We start from the raw sequence: 20,798 nt of genomic DNA on the forward strand, positions 1-20,798 counted from the left end.
AAATTTATTCCGAATACCGTAAAAACTCATTTATTAAAGCTTTAAGAATAATTAATTTTGAAGACGAAAGAATTCAGCTTGTTAAAAATCATCCTCGGTATTGGAATTCTTTCTAAAAAAGACAAAAAATTAATTAATTCAGTTGTAAAATGAGTTGCAACAGACGTAATTTTATAAAGAAATCAACAATAATTACTTTCGGAGGAATGGTATTCCCCGGGTTAACATATTCAAACATGAAGGGAAAATTACCGGCACACGGATTAAAGCTAAGTTTAGAGCCATATAATTTACAGCTAAAACATGTTTTTACAATAGCAAACAGTTCCCGGAAAACTACTCCGGTTATATTAACAAAACTGGAATGTAGCGGATACACAGGCTTGGGAGAGGCATCACTGCCGCCGTATCTTGGCGAATCGCAACAAACGGTCACCGAATTTCTGTCACGTTTAAATCTGGAACAATTTAGAGACCCTTTCAGAATGGATGAAATTCTGGAGTATATTGATGAAGCAGCTCCGGGAAACTATGCAGCAAAAGCGTCAGTTGATATTGCTTTGCACGATTTAGTCGGGAAAATTATGGGGCAACCCTGGTATAAAATATGGGGCTTTTCATCAGAAAACACTCCAAATACTTCATACACGATTGGCATCGATAAATCGGATGTTATAAAAGAGAAAGTAAATGAGGCGGCAGAATTTAAAATATTAAAGGTAAAACTCGGGCGTGAAAACGATAAGGAAATGATAGAAACCATACGTTCTGTTTCAGAAGTTCCTTTATGTGTGGATGTTAATCAGGGGTGGAAAGATAAAAAAATGGCGCTTGATATGGTAGTATGGCTAAAAGAAAAAGGTATTGAGTTTATTGAACAGCCCATGCCAAAAGATCGAACCGATGATATTGCCTGGCTGACAGAAAATTCACCGATTCCGATTATTGCCGATGAAGCGGTACAGCGACTTTGCGACGTAAAGAAAGCCGTTGGAATTTACTCAGGTATCAATATAAAACTGATGAAATGTACCGGTATGCGGGAAGCGCATAAAATGGTTAATCTGGCCAGGAATCACAAAATGAAAGTGATGATTGGTTGTATGACAGAAACCTCATGTGCAGTCTCTGCTGCTGCACAGCTTTCACCCAAAGTTGATTGGGCCGATCTGGATGGTAACCTTTTGATTGATAATGATCCTTATACAGGCGTTAAAATTGTTAACGGGAAAATTACACTTCAGGATACGCCGGGAATCGGAATTAGCAATTCTTAACTTTTCAGGGTAAACCAAAGTGAGGGTGAAATTGTCATTATTGTGTTATGAAGACTATAATTGTGATGATTTTATTAAGCGTTGGATTCTCTGCCTGCGGGCAGGTTTCGAAAAAGAATCAGAAACAGCCAACCGAAAAAAGTGATACTATGAAGTTTAACCAATTAACGGATTTTGAGGAATATGTAATTCTTGAAAAAGGAACTGAACGGCCTTTTACCGGGAAATACGACAAATTTTATGAGAAGGGAACCTACGTTTGCAAACGCTGCGGTGCTGCATTGTACCAATCAACAAGTAAGTTTAATTCAGGTTGCGGATGGCCCAGTTTTGACGATGAAATTGAAGGTGCTGTGAGAAGAACCCTTGATGCCGATGGCCGCAGGACTGAAATTACCTGCAACAATTGCGGGGGCCATTTAGGGCATGTTTTTTTGGGGGAAGGTTTTACCGACAAAAATACACGGCACTGCGTTAATTCAGTATCGCTTGAATTTATTCCGGCAGAAAAATAAAAAAGGAGAATTGTAAAACAGTTCTCCTTCGGTTTCAAATTTAGTTTAGTTATTTTTTATTCGTTGGCATCCAAATCGTCGATTACCCGAATCTTTTCTTTTAAAAACTCAATTTTTTGTTTTGTATTTTCAATTTTCTTTTTTACGTCTTCTATAAGCGACTCCGCATTTTTTGATTTGGCAAAGAACCCAATATTATTGTCAAGCAAAACGAGGTCGTTTTCAAGTTGTTTTAGTTTATTCATATACTTGTCGCGTTCCATTCTCATTTTACTCTGCCCCCTTCCCGATTCAGAGAAGGAAGACATTTTACTTCTGAATTTTAAAAGATTACGTTTCTCTTCATCCAGGTTTAATTCATCAAACAGGTCATCAATTGCCTTACGGAAACGATTTTGAACATCGTCTTTCTTTTTAATTGGAACGTGTCCAATTTCTGTCCATCTGCGCTGGAATGATTTTAATTTTTTCAGATTCTCATCAACGTCTTTTCCTGGTCTAAAATCTTCCACCTCACGAATCAATTCGTCTTTCAATTTCAGATTGTCAACCTGTTCCGAATCGATACCAGAGAAATGTTCAGATTTTTTATCAAAGAAATAGTCACATGCTGCGCGGAAACGTTTCCAAACTATGTCGGAGTGTTTTCGTGGTACAGGACCTATTTCTTTCCACTTTTTCTGAATATTAATAAAATCCTGGGTTGTTTTTTTCCAATCAGTACTATCTTTCATCGACTCTGCCTCGTTGCAGAGTTCAATTTTCATCTGAAGATTATTTTGCTGAAGTTCTTTATTTTTTGAATAGAATTCGCGCTTTGCATCAAAAAATTTGTCACATTCGGTACGGAAACGTTCGTAAATTTTATTATTGTCTTTTCGTGGGGCAAAACCAATTGTTCGCCATACTTTTTGAAGTTCAATTAACTCTTTCGATTTTTCGTCCCACTCCTTATGACTGGAAATTTCCAATTGGTTTATCTCTTCAACCTTTTCGCAAAGTGCTGTTTTGGCTTCAAGGTTTTTCTTCTGCTCGTGCTTCCTGTTTTCAAAAAACTCCTGATGCTTCTTATTTATTTTTGATGTTGCTGCTTTAAAACGTTCCCAAATATCATCTTTGTTTTCAATAGGAACCGGTCCAATTTCGCGCCAACGCTCGTGGTATTTCTGGAGCGTATTAAATGCCTTAATTATTGATGGTTCAACTAATAATTCTTCGGCTCTTTCGCAGAGTTTAATCTTAGCCTCAAGGTTCTTTTTTAAATCGAGATCGCGTAATTCCTTGTTGATTTTGATATAATCGTAGAAGTTTTCAACATGAAAATGATAAGTATCCCACAAATTTTTCATTTCCGACTGAGGTACCAATCCAATCTCACGCCATTTTCGCTGTAAATCCCTGAATTCCTGAAATGTTTTGTTTATCGATTCCTCATTGTTAATCAAAGCTTTTATTTCTTCAATTACTTCATATTTTAATTTCAGATTTTCCTCTTTTTCAACCTCAAGCTTTTTGTTGAATTCAATTCGAATTTGCCGGTATCGTTTGAGTAAATCTTTGATGTCCTGCTCATAGGGATCTTTTTCTGCTCTGAATTCTTCAATATTTCCACCTTCTTCCAGAAATTTCTTTTTTTGTTCCTCTAAATCGGTTTTCAAATTCCGGTAGAAAGTGGATTTAATAATATCAATTTCATCTTTTACGTCGTGACTCCCGTTGTTATCCAAAGCATCTCTCATCGCGTTTACCAATTCAACCTGAGAATATTTTGTATAATCCGGCTTTTCCTCTTTAATTTCTTTTATTTTCGCCTCGCTCTTTAGATGAGCAGTTGCTTTTGATTCGGTCTTATCTTTGTCGGGAGATTTATCATCTTCTGCGGCTTCATTTGTAACAGTTTCTTCCGCCTTTTCCTTTTCCTCTTTTTTCTCCTCTGTTTTGTTGTCTTCCTCTTGAGGAGCAATCTTTTCTTCTTTTGGTGAAGCAGCAGCAACAGGTTCACTTTGTTTTTCTGCTACTTGTTCTTCTTGCTCTTCCGAAATTTCTTCCTCAGTCAACTCCTCCGCTTTTTTATCCTGCGGAACTAATTCGTTCTTTTCATCAGTCTCCTCTTCCGTTTTCTCTTCCTGAATCTCTTTATTTGAGGATTCAGTAGTATCTGATGACATAACATTTTCTTCTTCAGAGGATAACTCATTTTTATTTGTTTCTTCCTCTGAAGGTAACACATTCTTTTCAGAATTTTCCAGATCAGCTTTTTCCGTATTTTTTAACTCTTCTGAGTTTTTTAGATCTTTAGGTTCCATTTACAAACTTTTTGTACCATTATAAAACGGTGTGCATACTATGTTTCAGCTACGAAAATAGACATTTACCACTTAATACTCAAAGTTTTTAGTTTAAAATCTATTATCTGTTTGTGGGGTTTTGGTCATTTTTTTTTAATAAAAATCTTAAAGGTTGTTTTAAATTGAAAATGTTAACTGAATTAATCTTTTCTTCCGATGAAGTAACAAACAGTAATTTTTTTAATGATGGTGATATTACAGAAAGAGGACACATGTTCTTAAACAATGTTGAATAACATTTGTAAAACATTAATTTTCAATGCATAATACATCAAAACTAATTTTATATAATTTTCTTTTTCCTTATATTGATCGCTCAATTAAACTATTTTTTTGACAACTAACTTCTCTATAAAACCAACACAAAATGGGATAAAAATCTTTTTTCTAAGCAATCAAAATTCGTGTAGAAGCCAGATGGCCGAAGCAGTTCTAAAAAGTTTTGATAAATTCCAAGAATTGGAGATTTATTCGGCAGGAATTGCTCCTGTAAATCATGTAAGCCCTGTAGCCATTGAAGTTATGGCTGAAATTGGAATTGATTTAAAACAAGGTGCTCCTGAACATTATTCAAAATTTTCTGATCTCGAATTTGATTATCTGATTACTGTAGGTGATGGTACAGCAGATCAGTTAAAACTACCACCGGTAAAATTCAAACGTAAAATGCATCTTGGTTTTCACAATCCTTATAAAAGTTTTCGCGACCGGGAAGAACTAAAGGAAAAATGCCGTGAAATAAGAGATGAGATTAAAATTGAAATGGACTATTTTTATCACAGGATACTGAAAAAAAAAGCAGCCTTTTAAAGCTGCTTTTTTGTTTATCTTATGAAACAATTGATTCAATCTCATCAGGTTCTATAGGTACCCGTTTCCCAAGAATACGACTCCCCTCTTTAGTAACCAGAAGGTCATCTTCAAGCCTAATTCCGCCAAAATCCCGGTACTCATTCGCTTTTTCAAAATTGATAAAATCAGCATTTATTTTTTCTTTTTGCCACTTGTCAATTAAAGCCGGAATAAAATAGATGCCAGGCTCGTTTGTGATTATAAAACCGGATTGTAGTTTTCTTCCCAAACGCAGATATCCTGTTCCAAACTGGTCAACTGGCCTTGTTTCATCATCGTAGCCCACATAAATTTGTCCTAGATCTTCCATGTCGTGAACATCAAGTCCCATCATATGTCCCAGCCCATGAGGAAAAAACATTGCATGAGCCCCATTTTTTACCGCCTCTTTTATATCTCCTTTCATCAAACCCAACTCTTTTAATCCAGATGCAATAGCTTCCGCAACCGCCAAATGAACAGAAAGATATGTTACTCCCGGCTTTGTGAGTTCCCGCGCTTTGTTGTTTGCAGCCAATACGATTTCATAAATTTCACGCTGTTTCTGCGTGAATTTCCCTCCAACCGGTACTGTTCGCGTAAAATCTGATGCATAATGCAAGGAGGATTCGGCTCCTGCATCGGTTAGCATTAACTTTCCCTCCTCCAGGTAGTTGTTGTGACTATGATTGTGTAATGTTTCGCCGTTTTGAGTGAGAATAACAGGAAAAGAAACCATTCCTCCTCCCGAGTTGGCTATGCCCTCGATAATTCCTGTAATCTTTTGCTCCCAAATTCCGGGTTGAGCCATTTTCATCGCAGTAACATGCATTTCGTAACCCGTCAAACACGCTTTCTCAATTTCATCAATTTCTACCTGTTCTTTTATCGAACGCAAATCAACGATAGCTTTTATTAATTCAACCGATGCATACTCATCAATTCTTAACGCCGAAATCCCCAATAATTTTTCAAGAAACAATTTGTTTTCTCCACGGTATGGAGGCGTATAATGAATTTTTCTTCCCTGTTTAATCGCCTGATTAATAAAATCGTATAATTTAGAAAGCGGTGCTGTATTTTCAATGCCAACTTTTTGGCCATTCTCATTTAGTGAAACCTGAGGTCCCATCCAAATGATATCTTCAATCTCTACATCATTTCCAAATAGATATTCTTTTCCGTTATCAAAATCGATTATACCGGTCAACCCGGGAAAATCGAGCCCGAAAAAGTAAAGAAATGTACTGTCCTGTCGGAAATGATAGGTATTGTCCAGACAATTCATTGGTGATTCAACATTTCCCGGGAGTAAAGCAATTCCTTTTAATTTTTTGTTTTTAAGCGCTTTTCTTCGATTTCTATAAATGTCTATCTCAAACATATTTGTTTTTTTATATGTTACGAATTTAAACTGTTTTCCGCTAATCCTTTTTATCTAGAATTAGTAAAAAATACGAGAATTTAAAATTAATCGGTTTCCCTGTGACTATCGATGACAGTTGTCATTTCAATAAAAATATTATCATAATATTTTAAATATCAAAACTTTAATATAGTATTATAAAACACGCAGCGTGCATGGTATCGAATTTGCATCAAAAATCCTACCCCTTTTTACAAAAAAAGTTATAACCAATTAAAACATTCAGCCGTAAAAACAAACAAAAAATATCATGGGCAATTCATTAATGATTTACTTAAACAAACGCCTTAAGGAAGAAGACTCCTATATGAAAAATCCCGCTACAACAGCTGGTCCAGTAATTACAATTTCGCGCGAGGTTGGATGTAACGGGCTAAAACTTGCCAATCTAATTAACGACCGTTTGAACAAAGAAAAAATGTGTTCAGTTTGGAAGGTTTTAAGCAAAGAGGTTTTTTCTCAAAGCGCAAAAGAGTTGAACTTAAAACCGGAAAGAGTGCGGAAAATATTCAAAGAGACAAATAAATATACCTTTGATGAAATCCTGAAAGCTTTCAGTGATAAACAGTTCAAGAGCGAAAAGAAAATCGTCAAAACGGTTTCAGATGTAGTACGAAGTTTTGCAATTGACGGACACTGCATAATTGTTGGACGCGCAGGCCATCTGATTGCAAATGACATAAAAAACGCTCTTCATCTGCGGCTTGTAGCTCCGCTTGAATACCGGATTAATGTTATAATGGAAAATAACAAACTAAACCGTGAAGAAGCAGCCCATTTTATTCAGCGTGTAGAAAAAGAAAGGATTGTATTTCGTAAAGCAATTTTGCAGGGACAAAACATAGAAGATACTTTCGATTTATTGATAAACAGGGCGTCATTTAGCGACGAAGAAATAGTCGATATTATAGAATATACCGTAAAAGAAAAAGGATTATTAAAAATGAACCAGCCTAAAATGGAATTTTACTAAAAAAGTGTTTTCTCTACATTGAATTTATTTTCCAGGTTGAAGCCCGTCCAGTCTATTTCATCTTTTAATTGTTCAAAACAATTGGTTTTTCCAAATAAAAAATCAGTATCCCTGTCGGTTTTATCATAGCACATCATTGGATGCTGACTTATAACTTTGCTTTCTATTTTTAAGTTTCGGGTAGCTTCCAATGCGTGTACTCCCCACAAAAACCATGTTATTTTTGTATGCTCTTCGCTCACAAATTTCAGCAACGTTGAAGTAAAGTTATGCCAAATCTCTTTATGACTTCCAGGTACTCCGGGCTCGCATGTAAATGAAGTGTTTAATAAAAGTACACCTTCACTCTCCCAGTGTTTAAAAAGTTTATCGGGTGAAAGAATTGGAAATTCATTGTCAAATTTCGTTTTAAGTTCATTGTATTTTAAAACTTTTCCTGAATAAGCCTTATACATTGCCCGTAGAATGTTTTTTAACGAAATATTTTTAAACGGTTCATTCCATGATTTCAGAGTCCCGACCTCAAAAGCACGACCCGTTGCTACCTCAGGCTGAGGATAAGGATCCTGACCTAAAACAATGACTTTTACAGAACTCAGGGGCAATTCGAAGAAACGCAGAACTTTTTCTTTTGAAGGTGTATAACTTTCCTTAGAAATCTGAGATTCAATATCTAAAAGAATTGCCTTGTTCTTTTTGTTCAAAAAAGATTTCCAATCATCATGGATATTCAAATTTTTAAGGAAGACAGATTGCATTTTTTGGTTTTGTCTTTATGGAAAATCAGCGGCCAACTTTTGGTCAACCGCTGAACAATATGATTAATAAATTTCTTTTTGGTTTATCCTGTAATTTTATCCGGCAAACCTTTTACATTTATTGGTTTCTTTGCGTCGGGTTTAATTTCAAACATATCGTTCGGAGTGAGTTTGCATTCTTCAATCATTTGAAGGCAATACTCCAATTCGCCTAAATCACGTCCTGTATTATTTGTTCCAAATGAAAATTTCAAACCGGCTTCTTTAGCCATTTTAATCATTTTTGCACTCGGAACTTTGTAACGCGCGTTAATTTCCAATGCGACATTATTGTCAGCTAAAACTTTTATCACCCGCTTCATTCTTTCTTCAGTCCATAAATCTTCATATTCGTCCATTATTTCGGCAGGAAGGACAGTCGGATTAACATAGATATCAACGGGTTCCTGAGAGAAAATAGACTCAATCTTACCTACCAGTTGTTCCATAAATTGTTGTTTGTCATCTACCCACACTTCTTCGGGAATCCAAATACGTGTACGTCGTCCTTTGTAGTCAGTAAATGTCATTGCATCGGTAAAAACATAGTCAAATTTTGCAACCGCTTCTGACGAGAATAAAGTGATCCATTCTCTTCCTTCTGCCTGCATCCCTTTAAACGTAGGACTATTTTTCACATCATTAATGTATTCGAACAAAGTAGAATCGTTGGTTACCGGAAAATGTAAACCACAGTTCGGAGCGATTCCGTAATTTATTCCCAGTTTCTGTGAGTTCGCAACTACTTCGTTCACCGTTAATCCTCCTTTTAAGTGTACGTGGAAATCAATAAAAGGAAATCCGGCTTTCATAAGTTTTGTTATAAGCGTGTCCCATTCTTTATCAACTTCCGGCTCTGTTTTCTCTCCTTCCGGAAGAGGTTTAACACGAATATTGCGGTAATACGTTGTACTGCCGGGATCGTGAGCTTGTAATGCAAAAGTCCCATGACTCAGTTTGCAACTTTCTCCACCTTCCCATCTCCAGGGATTTTCAGGCTCGACATATTCATTTACTTTAATATCGTTTACAAAAATCTCGACTTTATTTTCCACTGCTTTAATCCGCATTGTAAACCATTCGCTATCACCAGCCAGTGAAAAGTATACATTTCTAATGTTATAAATACTTCCGGTTTTTCTGCGTTCGGGATTAGTTTCTGAGCCTCTGTAAGTATTATTTACCTGGATTTCATACCCGTTTGCCGGCCAACCTTCTTTTTGATATTCTGTATGAATAAATATTCCTGAATTCGAATGTTCCATCGCTTTTACTTCCGCTTCAAACTCAAAGTTTTTAAGGTCACCATTGTAAAAAAGATGGGAACGCTCTCCGGCGCATTTAATCATCCCGTCTTCAACTGTAATACTTTCCTGATTTTCGCCGGCCTTTTTCCACCCGTCTAAATTTTCACCGTTAAAAATGGTATTCCACTCTCCCGTTTCTAACCTAGGTTGGCATGAAAATAATGTTGCAAGGAAAAAAAAGTAAGCAAAATAGATTGTTGTTTTTTTCATGATAATTTTAGCTTATGGTTATTTTATGTTGGCGAACCAAAACTAACTAAAATCTTGCACATTTGTATAGTTGTCCTGTGGATTATCTGCTTTATAAGCCAAAAACAGTGCTGCCAGAATTATCAATGCCAAAACGTAAAATCCGATAGAATAATTTTCGGTTTTCAAAAATGAAAAGCTTAAAAGCATAGGCCCCAGGGCACTTGCAAAAACAATCAGTGACATCACAAAACCTGTAATTCGACCCAGATTTTCGCGCCCGTAAAAACGTGGCCACGTTACAGCCATCAAAACATTGTATAAACCACTGGCAATTCCGTTACCCAAAATAAATCCAAAATAAAATATTCCTCCGTTTAAATTTGCAAGACAAACCAGTGCCAGAATCTCTCCAATAAATATCAGGTACAACAGGTATTTTAATTTTATGCGGTCGCTCACCCAACCGCCACCCAATGAAAGGGCAACAGAAATTACTGAAACAGGTATAAACACCGCCAGTGCTTTTTCGCGGCTTAACCCGGCATTTTCAAAAATAGAAACAAGGTGAAAAGTAAATCCGGTTATATATAGCGCATACATGGCAAGCGGAATAGAAAATAACCAGAAACTCATCGTCTTTTTTGCTTCGGATAATGTAAATTGTTTAAATGGTTTTATAATAACGTCGTGTTCTTTGTTTGCATGTTTTTCACCATCGGGGATCATGTCTAAATCCTCAGGGTTATCGCGAAAAAATAAAAATACAAACAGCACAAAGAAAATACCGATAAAAGCCGCCATTAACAGCCATGCCATTCTCCAGGAAGTTCCCTGAATCAACATGTCGAAGGTAAGTGGTGCAACAGAAAATCCAAGTGCCACAAAAATAGCGGAAATTCCGTTTACAAAACCTCTTCTGGCCACAAACCATTTCATCAACATATTCCGTGAAACCATCGTTAAAACTCCCTGTCCGGAAAAACGTAACATAAAAAACAGAATCATCAAAACAGCAACAGCAAATCCGATGTAAAAACCTGAATTGATATCGGAAACAAAGAAATTAATAATTCTGTCTGATTGACTAAGAAGTATGAGGATAAAGGCCAGGGCAACTGCCACAATCATTCCTACCCATCGTGCACCATATTTATCGTACATTTTACCTGCCCAGGTCAATACCAGCGAACTACCTATTGTACCAACCATATAGGCAGTACTTAACTGCGTGCGGCTAATTCCAATGGCATCAATCAAATAATCAGTAAATGTAGATACACCCGTTGTTTGCCCGGGGGCACTTGCTAACACACCAACTGTGGAAGCGAATAAAATAATCCAACCGTAAAAGAAAGGAATTTTATTTGGCGAAAAAGGGAAATTGTTAAGTTGCGTTTTTAACTTCATTCCAAAATTTTTTACAAAGCTAAAGTATGTTTGCCGCAAAAAAGGATTTGAAAGTCTTTTTAAACAAAAGGTAAGATTGCGTTAACTTTAATAGCTGACAAGCAGACTGCCAAAATTTGATTTCAAGAAACGATAGATTGTTACAAAAGATAAAAAAATACAAAAAATCATTCGAGGTTAAACCCGGCATGGCTAACAACGGCTCCCCAAACAGAGTTTGCTTTTCTTTTACAGATAAAAAATAAACGGCTAACGAAAAACATACCAACAACCCAAATCAGAGCCCCGAAGGAATAGGAAATTCCACTTTTCGTCAATAAAAACCAGCCCGAAATGAGATATGTGAATGAGTACAAAATCCACGCTGTCGGCCACCAAAGCTTTTTCCTTCGCCTACTGATTTGGCGAAGGCACCGCGAACTACATCTCGGAAAAACAGTTCCTCACCAACAGGACTAAAAATCATTATCATCTCGATGGAACTGTAACCTCCGGCTACATTAGCCTGCAAAACCAAAATAAACCGGGGAACACAAAGAAGCAAAATCAGGAGAATTCCAAATTTCCAGTTGAATTTGAAAATTTTGCTCCACGTTTGTCTCAGTTCTATTTTCATGATTCGATTAACACATGTTTTATGAAAATAATAAACTGAACCGGGGTAAAAATATAAAGCCGCCTGTAGTTACTGCAACAATAGCGGCGACTAAAACAGCTGCAGCTGCAATATCTTTTACTTTTCCAATTTTTTCATTTTGACCGGGAGAAACAAAATCGGCAAGGTTTTCTACTGCCGTGTTCAGAATTTCAGTAATAATCACAAAAGCTATCGCAAAAATAAGCGCCAGCCACTCAAAACAAGATAACTGTGCAAAAAGTCCCGAGACAATAACTAAAATAGTTGCCAGCAGATGAATGCGGAAATTGTGTTCCTCTTTTGCAAAAATTTTCAAACCGCGAAATGCATAAACAAAACTTTGGATTCGCCCGGGAAAGGAAAACTTTTTATGATTTTTCATTTTGAGGTTATTTTTTATAAACACAAATGTAAAAGAATAATAATGAATAATCATGTCAAATACAGCGCGTAACAATTTATTCGGTATTAAAATCCCTGGTATCCGTTCTGATCTCCCACTTTTCCTAATTCTTTTTTATCTTTATCCGCTTTCAAACAAATTATCAATCCATGATCATCGTTTTTGTAGCCTATATTATTGTATTAATCGGAATTGTTGCTTATTCAGCACGCCGTTCAAAAACCAATGACGACTTCGTTTTAGGTGGAAAAAAAATCTCAGGTTTTTCACTGGCATTGTCTGAGCGTGCAACCGGCGAATCGGCCTGGTTGCTGCTGGGATTGACCGGAATTGCCTATTCTGAAGGGATGGCAGCCATTTGGATTGCAATTGGATGCGTTTCGGGCATTCTTTTTTTGTGGACATTTTTGGCTGAGCCTTTGCAAAAACTAACGGCTGAAACAGGGGCACTAACTGTTCCCGGACTTTTTTCTAAAAAATTTAAAGGAACTCAACGCAGTTTTGGAATTTTGTCGTCGCTAATTATCATTTTCTTTTTTGTGCTCTATATTGCAGCTCAATTTAGTGGAGCGGGTAAAATATTTAACGACACCTTTAACATAGACCCTTTCTGGGGGATGGTTATTGGTTCGGCTCTGGTAACAGTTTATACAATGCTGGGCGGATTTATTACCGTCGTTGCTACGGACGCTTTTCAGGCTGTGTTGATGGTGGTAACCTGTGTTGTGCTTCCCATTGTTGCTTTAGGAATTGCCGCCACTTATAACATCAGTATCGCTGAGGCGATGGCTAATGCCGATTATTTTGTTCCGCTGAACAGCACCTCTGTAAAACAAGCTACAGGTGGATTACTGATTGTAAACGGATTGAGCTGGGCATTTGGTTATACCGGACAACCGCAACTACTCACCCGAATGATGGCAATGCGCAATAAAAAGGAAACTCGCCAGAGTCGCTGGCTTGCTGTTATCTGGACACTTCTGGCTTATATCGGTGCTTTTATGATTGGAATTATCGGTTATAAGTTAGTTGTGGCAGGCGCTTTGGGTGATGCTGCATCGAGTGTTGCCAACGATGCAGAGAAAATTCTGCCGGCGATGGTCATGACCTTGTTAAACCCGATTTTAGCCGGGATTTTACTTTCAGGCGCTGTGTCTGCTATGATGTCAACCGCTTCTTCACAATTGATGGTGGTTTCCTCGTCGATGACCGAAGATTTTTATCTCCATGTAACCCGGCGGAAAATTGAAGAAAAAAGAATGCTGGCGTTAAATAAGATCTTGACTCTTGTTGTTGGACTGGTTGGTTTTCTGTTGGCAATTACCATGGAGGATACGGTTTACGGATTGGTTTCGTATGCATGGAGCGGAATTGGTGCTTCATTCGGACCTGCGATTGTTTTGCTTATTTTTTGGAAAAAGTTTTCGCGGGCAGGTGTTTTTGCCAGCCTGATTACGGGCACGTTATCGGCAGTGATTTGGAAAACCTGGCTTGCTGATCCAACAGGAGTTTCCGAGCGTTTGGCAAGCTATCTGTTGGCGCTTTTTATGGCTATTTTGTTCAGTTTGCTTGTGCCAGAAAAAGCCCCCAGAAATGCTAGTCAAATTTCAACGAAATAACAGTCTTTACATCAAATCTTATATCAACTGGAATTCGATAATTCTATTCTGATTTTTTAGCAGAAACCATTTCACCCAGTTCATGCTTGTCAAAATTATTGTCAATAAGTTTAGGCTGAAGTCCATCGGGATGTATGTAAATAGCAGCCTTTTGAGTTCCGGCAGAATTCTTAAACGAATTTTTTTTCAATACCAAATCTTTGGCCGGAGAATTGACTGAAAATCCATAACCGCCACCATTTATTCCGTTGTTTTCAATTATGTTTTTTACAAAAGTATTTCGGTGCGGTGCATTGGCTTCCCGTTCGCCGCGCAAATGAACACCATCGCTTTTGTTGTCGAAAATATGATTATTTTCAAAAAGGACGTCGACATCTTTGTGCCCGGTGCAAATGCCAAAGCGTCCGTTACTATGAAATTGATTGCCTGTGACCTTACTTTGATAAACCCGCCAACAAATAAATAGTCCATCCTGATCGTTATTATGTACATCGTTATTAGCAATTACCGAAAACGGAGACCCGGTTCCGGGATGCAGCCCCGTATTTCCACTTCCCGAAATTTCGCTGTTTTTTATGGTAATATTTTCAGTGATCTGCCAACTTATTCCTTCTCCGTTAAAATCTTTAACATGCACATTGTCAACTGTTATCTTTTGAGATCTCAAAATAAGGATTCCGGCGCTATTGCAACCATCGGCAAAAAAGTTTTCATCACGGTTTCCATCAGCTGTTAAGTTTGATATTTCTGCATTTTCTGCATCTAACACCTCAATAACCGACGAAGCATTGGAAACCAATCCGTTCTTGTCAGATCGATAGTCGCGAATCAGTCCTTTATCGATATATATCACATTGTCAACAATGTCTGTAATATATGCCGTTGATACGTTCCAGCAACTGCTGTTGTCTGCATCAGTAACCTGAACTTTCATTCCAACTTCAAAATCATCTGCATTTTCTACTGTAATTTTTAATTCTCCATAATCGGCATCAACCGTGAAGTTTGTTTGCACACCTTCTGCTCTTTTTAAAATCGTCTCCTTTCCGGAACCGGTAAGTTTTACATTCGACTTTAACCGCACCGGTGCAACAATATTATACGTGCCGGAAGCAAGTTTTACCACTCCTCCGGTTTTAGCTACATAGTCAACAGCGAACTGAATGGATTGATTGTTGAATCCCTGAACATCAGCATCTTTTCCTCCGACAGTTATTTCACGACCGGCAATTTTTGGGGTTACCAGGGCATCCGCTTGAGGAGATTGAGCCCAGGCTGTTACAACCAAAGAAAAACTAAAAAGCGACAGGAAAAATATTGTTTTCATTTTTAAAAGGTTCTAGTAAGCTGGTTTAAAATTATTGGTTAGTTTTTACAAATTTGTAAAAGTTAAACCGTAACGGAAGATAAATGTTTAATTAGCTAAAAACAAGTGTTAATACAAAAACTATAATTTTACTCGATGAAAAAATGATAGATACAATTGCGGAATATCTGAAAACATAGGCCCTGAGACGAAAATCATTCAATAGAGTGTAAACCCTGTTTCGAGTACTTTTCAAAAGTTTAAGTTCTCTTTCTATTCTTGCCATTCCCGTTGGGTAAAGAGTTAAAAACGAACTAAAAAATTGGAAATCGGAAAAATTAAATCGATATAGAAATGAAAAAAATGCCTGGAAAATGCTTCAAAAAGATGGAGACAAAATAAGGCAAATGGTAAAGTTTAATTCAAGTAAAGCCCTTTAACGTTTCTTAAACTAAAATCGTCATGGTTCAAAAAAATATTATATTATCTTCGTACGCGCTGATTTTATACAATGCAATTTAATAAAAAAACTATTTGGATAACCGGGGCATCCTCTGGAATTGGAAAGGCTATTGCTTTAAAAATTTCGAAGGAAAAATCACATCTTATTCTCTCTGGAAGAAATAAGGAGGAGCTTGAAAATGTCGCACTTGTTTGTAAACAAAACGGTAGTGAAACGACTGTTTTACCTTTCGATTTAGGCGACGAAAAGTCGGTTGAAGAGGCAGTAAATAAAGTGTTTTCTAAAGATATTAATATCGATGCACTTTACCATTTCGGCGGAATCAGTCAACGTTCTTTTGTAAGTGAAACCCCTTTGTTTGTAGATCGTAGAATATTTGAAGTCAATTATTTTGGGACGATCGCGCTTACCAAAGCCATTCTTCCTAAAATGATTCAAAGCGGAGGAGGACATCTTGCGGTTACCTCAAGTATCGTAGGAAAATTTGGGTTTCCGTATCGTTCTTCCTATTCGGCGTCGAAACATGCTTTACATGGTTTTTTTGAAAGTTTGCGCGCCGAAAATGTGCAAAATAACATAAAGGTTTCAATCATTATTCCGGGACGCATAAAAACAAACATTTCAGTAAATGCCATAAATAAAGAGGGAAAAACACACGCAACAATGGATGACGGGCAGAATAAAGGAATGTCGGCAGAGAAATCAGCTAAAATTATCTGCAAGAAATTGAAACGCGAGAAAAAAGAAATACTGGTGGGAGGAAAAGAAATAATTATGGTTCATATAAGGAGATTCCTTCCAGTTTTATATTACAGGTTGTCGTCAAGAGTAAAACCTTTGTAATACGATTTTAAGAAAGTAAAACATGGTAGTAAAAATTAACGGAATACAACAGTTGGGGGTTGGAGTTGAAGATGTTCACGAAGCCTGGAAGTGGTACAGAGAACATTTTTCGATGGACATACGAATGTTTGAAGACGAAGCGGTGGCGGAGTTAATGCTGGCCCATACCGATGGTAAACCAAGAGCCAGACATGCTGTTCTTGCGCTTAATATGAGAGGTGGCGGAGGTTTTGAAATTTGGCAGCATAAAGGGAAAAAACCTAAAACTGCCGATTTTGAAATACAGCTGGGGGATTTGGGCATTAATGTGGGGAAGATAAAAACTGACAGTGTAAAATCCGCTTACAAGAAGTTTTCCGACGAAGGTTTGGATTTACTTACCAAAATAAAAAAAGATCCTGCAGGCAATGATCATTTCTACATGAAAGACATTTATGGCAATATGTGGGAAATAAAAAATCAAAAGGAAGTCTTCAGAAAAAAAGAGAAATCGGTTAGCGGAGGAGTTTTGGGCGCTGTTATCGGTGTGAAAGATATGGAAGAAAGTCTTCCCGTTTACCAGGATATTCTACAGTACGACAAAGTTGTTTATGATAAAACCGGGGTTTTCGAAGATTTTAAGGGTATTAAAGGTGGAGATAAAAAATTCAGAAGAGTATTGTTAAAACATTCTGATGTCAAAAGTGGTGCTTTTAGTCCGTTTTTTGGCCAATCGGTTATTGAATTAGTACAGGCTATTGAACGGGAACCAAAAGATATTTATGAAGGAAGAATATGGGGAGACCCGGGTTTTATTCATCTTTGTTTTGACATAAACGGAATGGACGCATTCAGAGAAAAAGTAAAGGGAATGGGACATCCGTTTACCGTTGACAGTGCAAAAGCTCTGGAGTCTTTTGATATGGGTGAAGCAGCAGGCAATTTTGCCTATATTCAGGCGCCGGAAGGAACGCTGATTGAATTTGTGGAAACCCATAGAATCCCTCTTATGAAAAAGCTGAACTGGTATCTCGATTTCAGAAAAAGAGGAAACCATCCCCTACCCAATTGGATGTTAAAATTGTTTCGCTTTAAACGTGTGAAAAAATAAAAAGTCCGGTAGAAATCATTCCGGACTTTACAATCTATTTTTATATTTTTTCTATTCCTTTACCGAGAATTTGTAAATCGTTGTAGAATTCAACTCCTCTCCTGGTTGTAACAAAGTAGAAGGAAAGTCAGGTTGATTCGGGCTATCGGGAAAATGTTGAGTTTCCAGACAAAAACCAGTACGTTTTGTATAAGCAACACCACTTTTGCCAATTTCAGTCCCTTTCAGATGATTGCCTGTATAAAGTTGAACTCCCGGTTCTGTAGTAAACACTTCCATATATCTCCCACTTTCCGGTTCAAAAGCACTGGCAGCAAAAGCAAGCTCGCCATCCTCTTTGTTGATTACATAGTTAAAATCGTAACCTGAACCATATTTTAGCATTTCATTGTCGGCGTCAATTCGCTCTCCAATAACATGCGGTGTTGTAAAATCAAGTGCTGTTCCGCGAATATCAACAATCTCGCCGGTTGGTATCATTCCGGCATCAGCAACCGGTGTTGATTGATTGGCATTAATAACCAAAACATGATCAAGAATATCGCCGTTCCCTTCACCTCGTAAATTAAAATAACTGTGGTTGGTTAAATTAAAATGGCAAGCTTTGTCTGTGGTTAACTTGTAATCTATTTTAAGCTCATTGTCGTCGGTCAACGTATAGGTCACACTTACTTTTTTGTTACCGGGAAAGCCAAATTCACCATCAGGACTTTCAAGACTAAAAACTGTAATGTTCCCGTTTTTTTCATAATCCCATACTTTGCGATACCAGCTATCGGGGCCAGAGTGCAAACACGCTTCTCCATTGTTTACAGGGAAATGATACGTTTCGTCTTCGATGGTAAATTGCGCATTTGCAATTCGGTTCGCGAACGGACCAACCACCGCTCCATGACTGGCTCCATACTGTTGGTAATCATCTACCGATTTAAAACCCAGCATAACATCAGCATAATTTCCGTTTTTATCGGGCACATAAATCGATACAATTTTAGCACCATAGTTGGTTAACACAACCACCATTCCATTGTCATTTTCCATTGTGAAAGCACGAGTTGTTTTTCCGTCAATAATACTTTCAAAATCAGATTTTTTGTAAGGCATTTCAATACTTTTTTGTTCTGAAGAATTACAGGCTGCAAAAAAGGCAATTAATAATATCAGGCTTAGGTTTTTCATAATCATTAAAAAATTTTGGATTAAAAATACAAAATAGCGTGAAATAGCCGGATAATTTCAAAAAAAGATCATTTTTTCATTCTTATTAAAAACGTTAATTAAACATACATTTAGCATAAATCTTTGATTGTTTCGCGGGAATGTTATTGATTTGTGTTTTAAAATTGAAATATGGAATCGATTCGGGAAATATACAAAATAGGTCATGGTCCTTCAAGCAGTCATACTATGGGGCCGAAAAAAGCGGCTGAACAATTTTTACAGAAAAATTCAGGCGCCAGTCGTTTTGCAATTACACTTTTCGGAAGTTTGGCTGCCACCGGGAAAGGCCATTTAACAGATAAAGTCATCCAGGAGACCTTTAAAAACGAAAATTTTGAAATACTTTGGGAACCCAAAGTATTTTTACCCAAACATCCGAATGCGTTAAAATTTGCGGCTTTTAACGAAGAGAGTACATTGTTAGATGAATGGACTGCATACAGCATCGGAGGTGGTGCCATAATCGATGATTTTTCAGAAACGGAAACAAAGGAAATATACCCACACAAAAATATGGATGAAATCCTAAAATGGTGTAATTCCAACGGAAAACAGTTTTGGGAGTATGTAATCGAATATGAAGGTGAAGAAATCTGGTCGTTTTTGGAAGAAGTGTGGGATGTAATGGAATCGAGTATAAAAAATGGTCTTGAAAAAGATGGTGTTCTTCCTGGTGTTTTAAAACTTCCCCGAAAAGCGCAGTCGTTTTATTTAAAAGGGCAAAATTTTGCTACTCCTTTTAAACGAAGGTCGCAACTGTTTTCCTATGCTTTGGCGGTTTCTGAAGAAAATGCCTCGGGCGGTAAAATAGTGGCGGCGCCAACCTGTGGCGGAAGTGGTGTGCTCCCTGCTGTTCTGAAATATTTCAAAAAAGTATATAAAATTGAAAAAAAGGCCATATTAAGAGCTTTGGCTACTGCTGGTTTATTTGGTAACCTGGTTAAAACCAACGCGTCAATCTCAGGCGCTGAAGTTGGTTGCCAGGGAGAAGTCGGAACAGCCTGTGCAATGGCATCGGCAGCAGCTACACAATTGATGGGAGGAACAATCTATCAAATTGAATATTCGGCTGAAATGGGACTGGAACATCACCTGGGACTGACCTGCGATCCTGTTGCCGGACTTGTTCAGATTCCTTGTATTGAAAGAAATGCGTTTGCTGCCGAACGTGCAGTTTCACACAATACCTATGCATTAATGTCAGATGGCCGCCATCGTATTAGTTTTGACGAGGTGGTTGAGACCATGTATACGACCGGAATAGATTTACAGAGCAATTATCGTGAGACTTCTTTGGGAGGACTGGCACGCTGGAGCGCTTCGCCAAAGTCATAATTCGGCAAAATTTTGGTTTTTATTGGGAAAATGAATTTTTATTTTGTCGCCTTCATGCCATTTTTTGGCAATAAATGCATAATCCCCCGCAGGAGCAGTATATTTAACACCTTCAACAGTGACTGTCGCTCCGTCGGCCCAGCTTGGAATTAGAACAAAAACTTCAATATACCGGTTTTTTTCCATACTAAAACTTACGGAAATATCCCCTGAATCAGGGAAGTTGGTTTCTTGTTTTATTTTTACTTTGCCGTGTAGTGTGTGTTCATATTGAAGTTCAGCCGGAACAAAAAGATTGATATGAACGTGGTCTACATTTTTTGTAAATATGTATGAAGCTACTAAGTTTTCAATTTCTTCGGATTCGTCTTCTGTATTTGTTTTAAAACCGTTAAGAACGATATTCTCCATTTCTTCTGCATATTTTGCTTTGCCCGTAATTTCCATCAAAGTTCCGTTTATTTTAAACCACAAAACCGCATCATTCAAATTTAATTTTGAATGATTCATGTTTGCAGCAACTTCGTTCCAGGCTTTTTCAAAATTTTTGAGGTTAAAATTTGAATCTTTGGAAAGATACATTTCCTGAAACCGGTTCAATTCTCTCAAATATTCGCCGGATCCCGCATATTCTTCGAAAGTTAAATTAGAATCTCTATTGGATAACGCTAACTGCCCGGATATTTTCACCTGATCTAAAGTTACCTTTTCAGAAACCGGCTCAGGAAAACGATTTTCTCTACCACACGAAAGGAGAAAAAAAATAACGGATAAATACAAAAATCGATTCATGACAACTCAATTGTTC

General features: G+C 37.4%; 18 protein-coding genes. 8 read left to right on the forward strand and 10 right to left on the reverse strand.

All coding sequences use genetic code 11. The features are described 5' to 3' along the window. Positions 1–149 precede the first annotated feature (149 nt). Both K5G00_RS09890 and K5G00_RS09895 read left to right on the forward strand, forming a co-directional pair. Complete coding sequence (locus K5G00_RS09890) at positions 150–1,277, forward strand: dipeptide epimerase (RefSeq protein WP_238766004.1); 1,128 nt, start codon at positions 150–152, stop codon at positions 1,275–1,277. Between the two features lie 47 nt (positions 1,278–1,324). After that, entirely contained in the window at positions 1,325–1,792 is a 468-nt protein-coding gene (locus K5G00_RS09895) for a methionine-R-sulfoxide reductase (RefSeq protein WP_238766005.1), read from the forward strand. Positions 1,793–1,848: 56 nt separating this feature from the next. Here K5G00_RS09895 and K5G00_RS09900 read toward each other — a convergent pair whose 3' ends face one another. Next, positions 1,849–4,098, reverse strand: coding sequence for a DUF349 domain-containing protein (locus K5G00_RS09900; protein WP_238766006.1), 2,250 nt, complete (start codon positions 4,096–4,098; stop codon positions 1,849–1,851). 375 nt (positions 4,099–4,473) lie between these two features. Between K5G00_RS09900 and K5G00_RS09905 the strand changes: the two genes are divergently transcribed. Next, positions 4,474–4,950 (forward strand): arsenate reductase/protein-tyrosine-phosphatase family protein, encoded by a 477-nt coding sequence (locus K5G00_RS09905; protein ID WP_262921325.1) that lies wholly within the window; start codon positions 4,474–4,476, stop codon positions 4,948–4,950. Positions 4,951–4,969: 19 nt separating this feature from the next. Here K5G00_RS09905 and K5G00_RS09910 read toward each other — a convergent pair whose 3' ends face one another. Beyond that, positions 4,970–6,355, reverse strand: coding sequence for an aminopeptidase P family protein (locus K5G00_RS09910; RefSeq protein ID WP_238766007.1), 1,386 nt, complete (start codon positions 6,353–6,355; stop codon positions 4,970–4,972). A gap of 292 nt (positions 6,356–6,647) precedes the next feature. Between K5G00_RS09910 and K5G00_RS09915 the strand changes: the two genes are divergently transcribed. Continuing rightward, the gene (locus K5G00_RS09915) at positions 6,648–7,370 is read left to right on the forward strand and encodes a cytidylate kinase-like family protein (protein ID WP_158870744.1); all 723 of its coding nucleotides are present in this window, start codon (positions 6,648–6,650) and stop codon (positions 7,368–7,370) included. Here the strand turns inward: K5G00_RS09915 and K5G00_RS09920 are convergent. The 5 genes from K5G00_RS09920 to K5G00_RS09940 all read right to left on the reverse strand — a co-directional run bounded on the left by K5G00_RS09920 (position 7,367) and on the right by K5G00_RS09940 (position 12,092). Further along, a complete protein-coding gene (locus K5G00_RS09920; RefSeq protein ID WP_158870742.1) occupies positions 7,367–8,128 on the reverse strand; it encodes a uracil-DNA glycosylase in 762 nt (253 codons plus the stop codon). The two genes, K5G00_RS09915 and K5G00_RS09920, sit on opposite strands and share 4 nt — an antisense overlap. An 83-nt stretch (positions 8,129–8,211) precedes the next feature. Further along, positions 8,212–9,684, reverse strand: a complete 1,473-nt coding sequence (locus K5G00_RS09925) for a DUF1080 domain-containing protein (RefSeq protein WP_238766008.1) — start codon at positions 9,682–9,684, stop codon at positions 8,212–8,214. Positions 9,685–9,726: 42 nt separating this feature from the next. Then, on the reverse strand, positions 9,727–11,073 hold the full coding sequence (locus K5G00_RS09930) for an MFS transporter (protein ID WP_238766009.1): 1,347 nt from the start codon (positions 11,071–11,073) through the stop codon (positions 9,727–9,729). Positions 11,074–11,386: 313 nt separating this feature from the next. After that, positions 11,387–11,689: a hypothetical protein gene (locus tag K5G00_RS09935; RefSeq protein ID WP_238766010.1), complete on the reverse strand. Its 303-nt coding sequence runs from the start codon at positions 11,687–11,689 to the stop codon at positions 11,387–11,389. Positions 11,690–11,708: 19 nt separating this feature from the next. Continuing rightward, the gene (locus K5G00_RS09940; protein WP_238766011.1) at positions 11,709–12,092 is read right to left on the reverse strand and encodes a diacylglycerol kinase family protein; all 384 of its coding nucleotides are present in this window, start codon (positions 12,090–12,092) and stop codon (positions 11,709–11,711) included. 170 nt (positions 12,093–12,262) lie between these two features. Here K5G00_RS09940 and K5G00_RS09945 point away from each other — a divergent pair, with 170 nt between their 5' ends. After that, on the forward strand, positions 12,263–13,732 hold the full coding sequence (locus tag K5G00_RS09945; protein ID WP_238766012.1) for a sodium/proline symporter: 1,470 nt from the start codon (positions 12,263–12,265) through the stop codon (positions 13,730–13,732). Positions 13,733–13,775: 43 nt separating this feature from the next. Here the strand turns inward: K5G00_RS09945 and K5G00_RS09950 are convergent, their stop codons facing one another. Then, positions 13,776–15,059, reverse strand: coding sequence for a right-handed parallel beta-helix repeat-containing protein (locus K5G00_RS09950; RefSeq protein WP_238766013.1), 1,284 nt, complete (start codon positions 15,057–15,059; stop codon positions 13,776–13,778). Positions 15,060–15,549: 490 nt separating this feature from the next. Between K5G00_RS09950 and K5G00_RS09955 the strand changes: the two genes are divergently transcribed. Continuing rightward, positions 15,550–16,344, forward strand: coding sequence for an SDR family NAD(P)-dependent oxidoreductase (locus tag K5G00_RS09955; RefSeq protein ID WP_238766014.1), 795 nt, complete (start codon positions 15,550–15,552; stop codon positions 16,342–16,344). A 22-nt stretch (positions 16,345–16,366) separates the two neighbouring features. After that, complete coding sequence (locus K5G00_RS09960) at positions 16,367–17,434, forward strand: VOC family protein (RefSeq protein ID WP_238766015.1); 1,068 nt, start codon at positions 16,367–16,369, stop codon at positions 17,432–17,434. A gap of 51 nt (positions 17,435–17,485) precedes the next feature. Here K5G00_RS09960 and K5G00_RS09965 read toward each other — a convergent pair whose 3' ends face one another. Next, positions 17,486–18,613 carry an aldose epimerase family protein gene (locus K5G00_RS09965; RefSeq protein ID WP_238766016.1) on the reverse strand — a complete coding sequence of 376 codons (1,128 nt, stop codon included), beginning with the start codon at positions 18,611–18,613 and terminating at the stop codon, positions 17,486–17,488. Between the two features lie 171 nt (positions 18,614–18,784). Here K5G00_RS09965 and K5G00_RS09970 point away from each other — a divergent pair, with 171 nt between their 5' ends. Next, positions 18,785–19,990, forward strand: coding sequence for an L-serine ammonia-lyase (locus tag K5G00_RS09970; protein ID WP_238766017.1), 1,206 nt, complete (start codon positions 18,785–18,787; stop codon positions 19,988–19,990). On the opposite strand, the gene K5G00_RS09975 is transcribed toward K5G00_RS09970, so the two are convergent. Continuing rightward, positions 19,985–20,782 (reverse strand): glycoside hydrolase family protein, encoded by a 798-nt coding sequence (locus tag K5G00_RS09975; RefSeq protein ID WP_238766018.1) that lies wholly within the window; start codon positions 20,780–20,782, stop codon positions 19,985–19,987. The two genes, K5G00_RS09970 and K5G00_RS09975, sit on opposite strands and share 6 nt — an antisense overlap. Between the last annotated feature and the right edge of the window lie 16 nt (positions 20,783–20,798).

The sequence above is a fragment of the Maribellus maritimus genome (assembly GCF_022267315.1).
Classification (GTDB): Bacteria; Bacteroidota; Bacteroidia; order Bacteroidales; family Prolixibacteraceae; genus Draconibacterium; species Draconibacterium maritimum.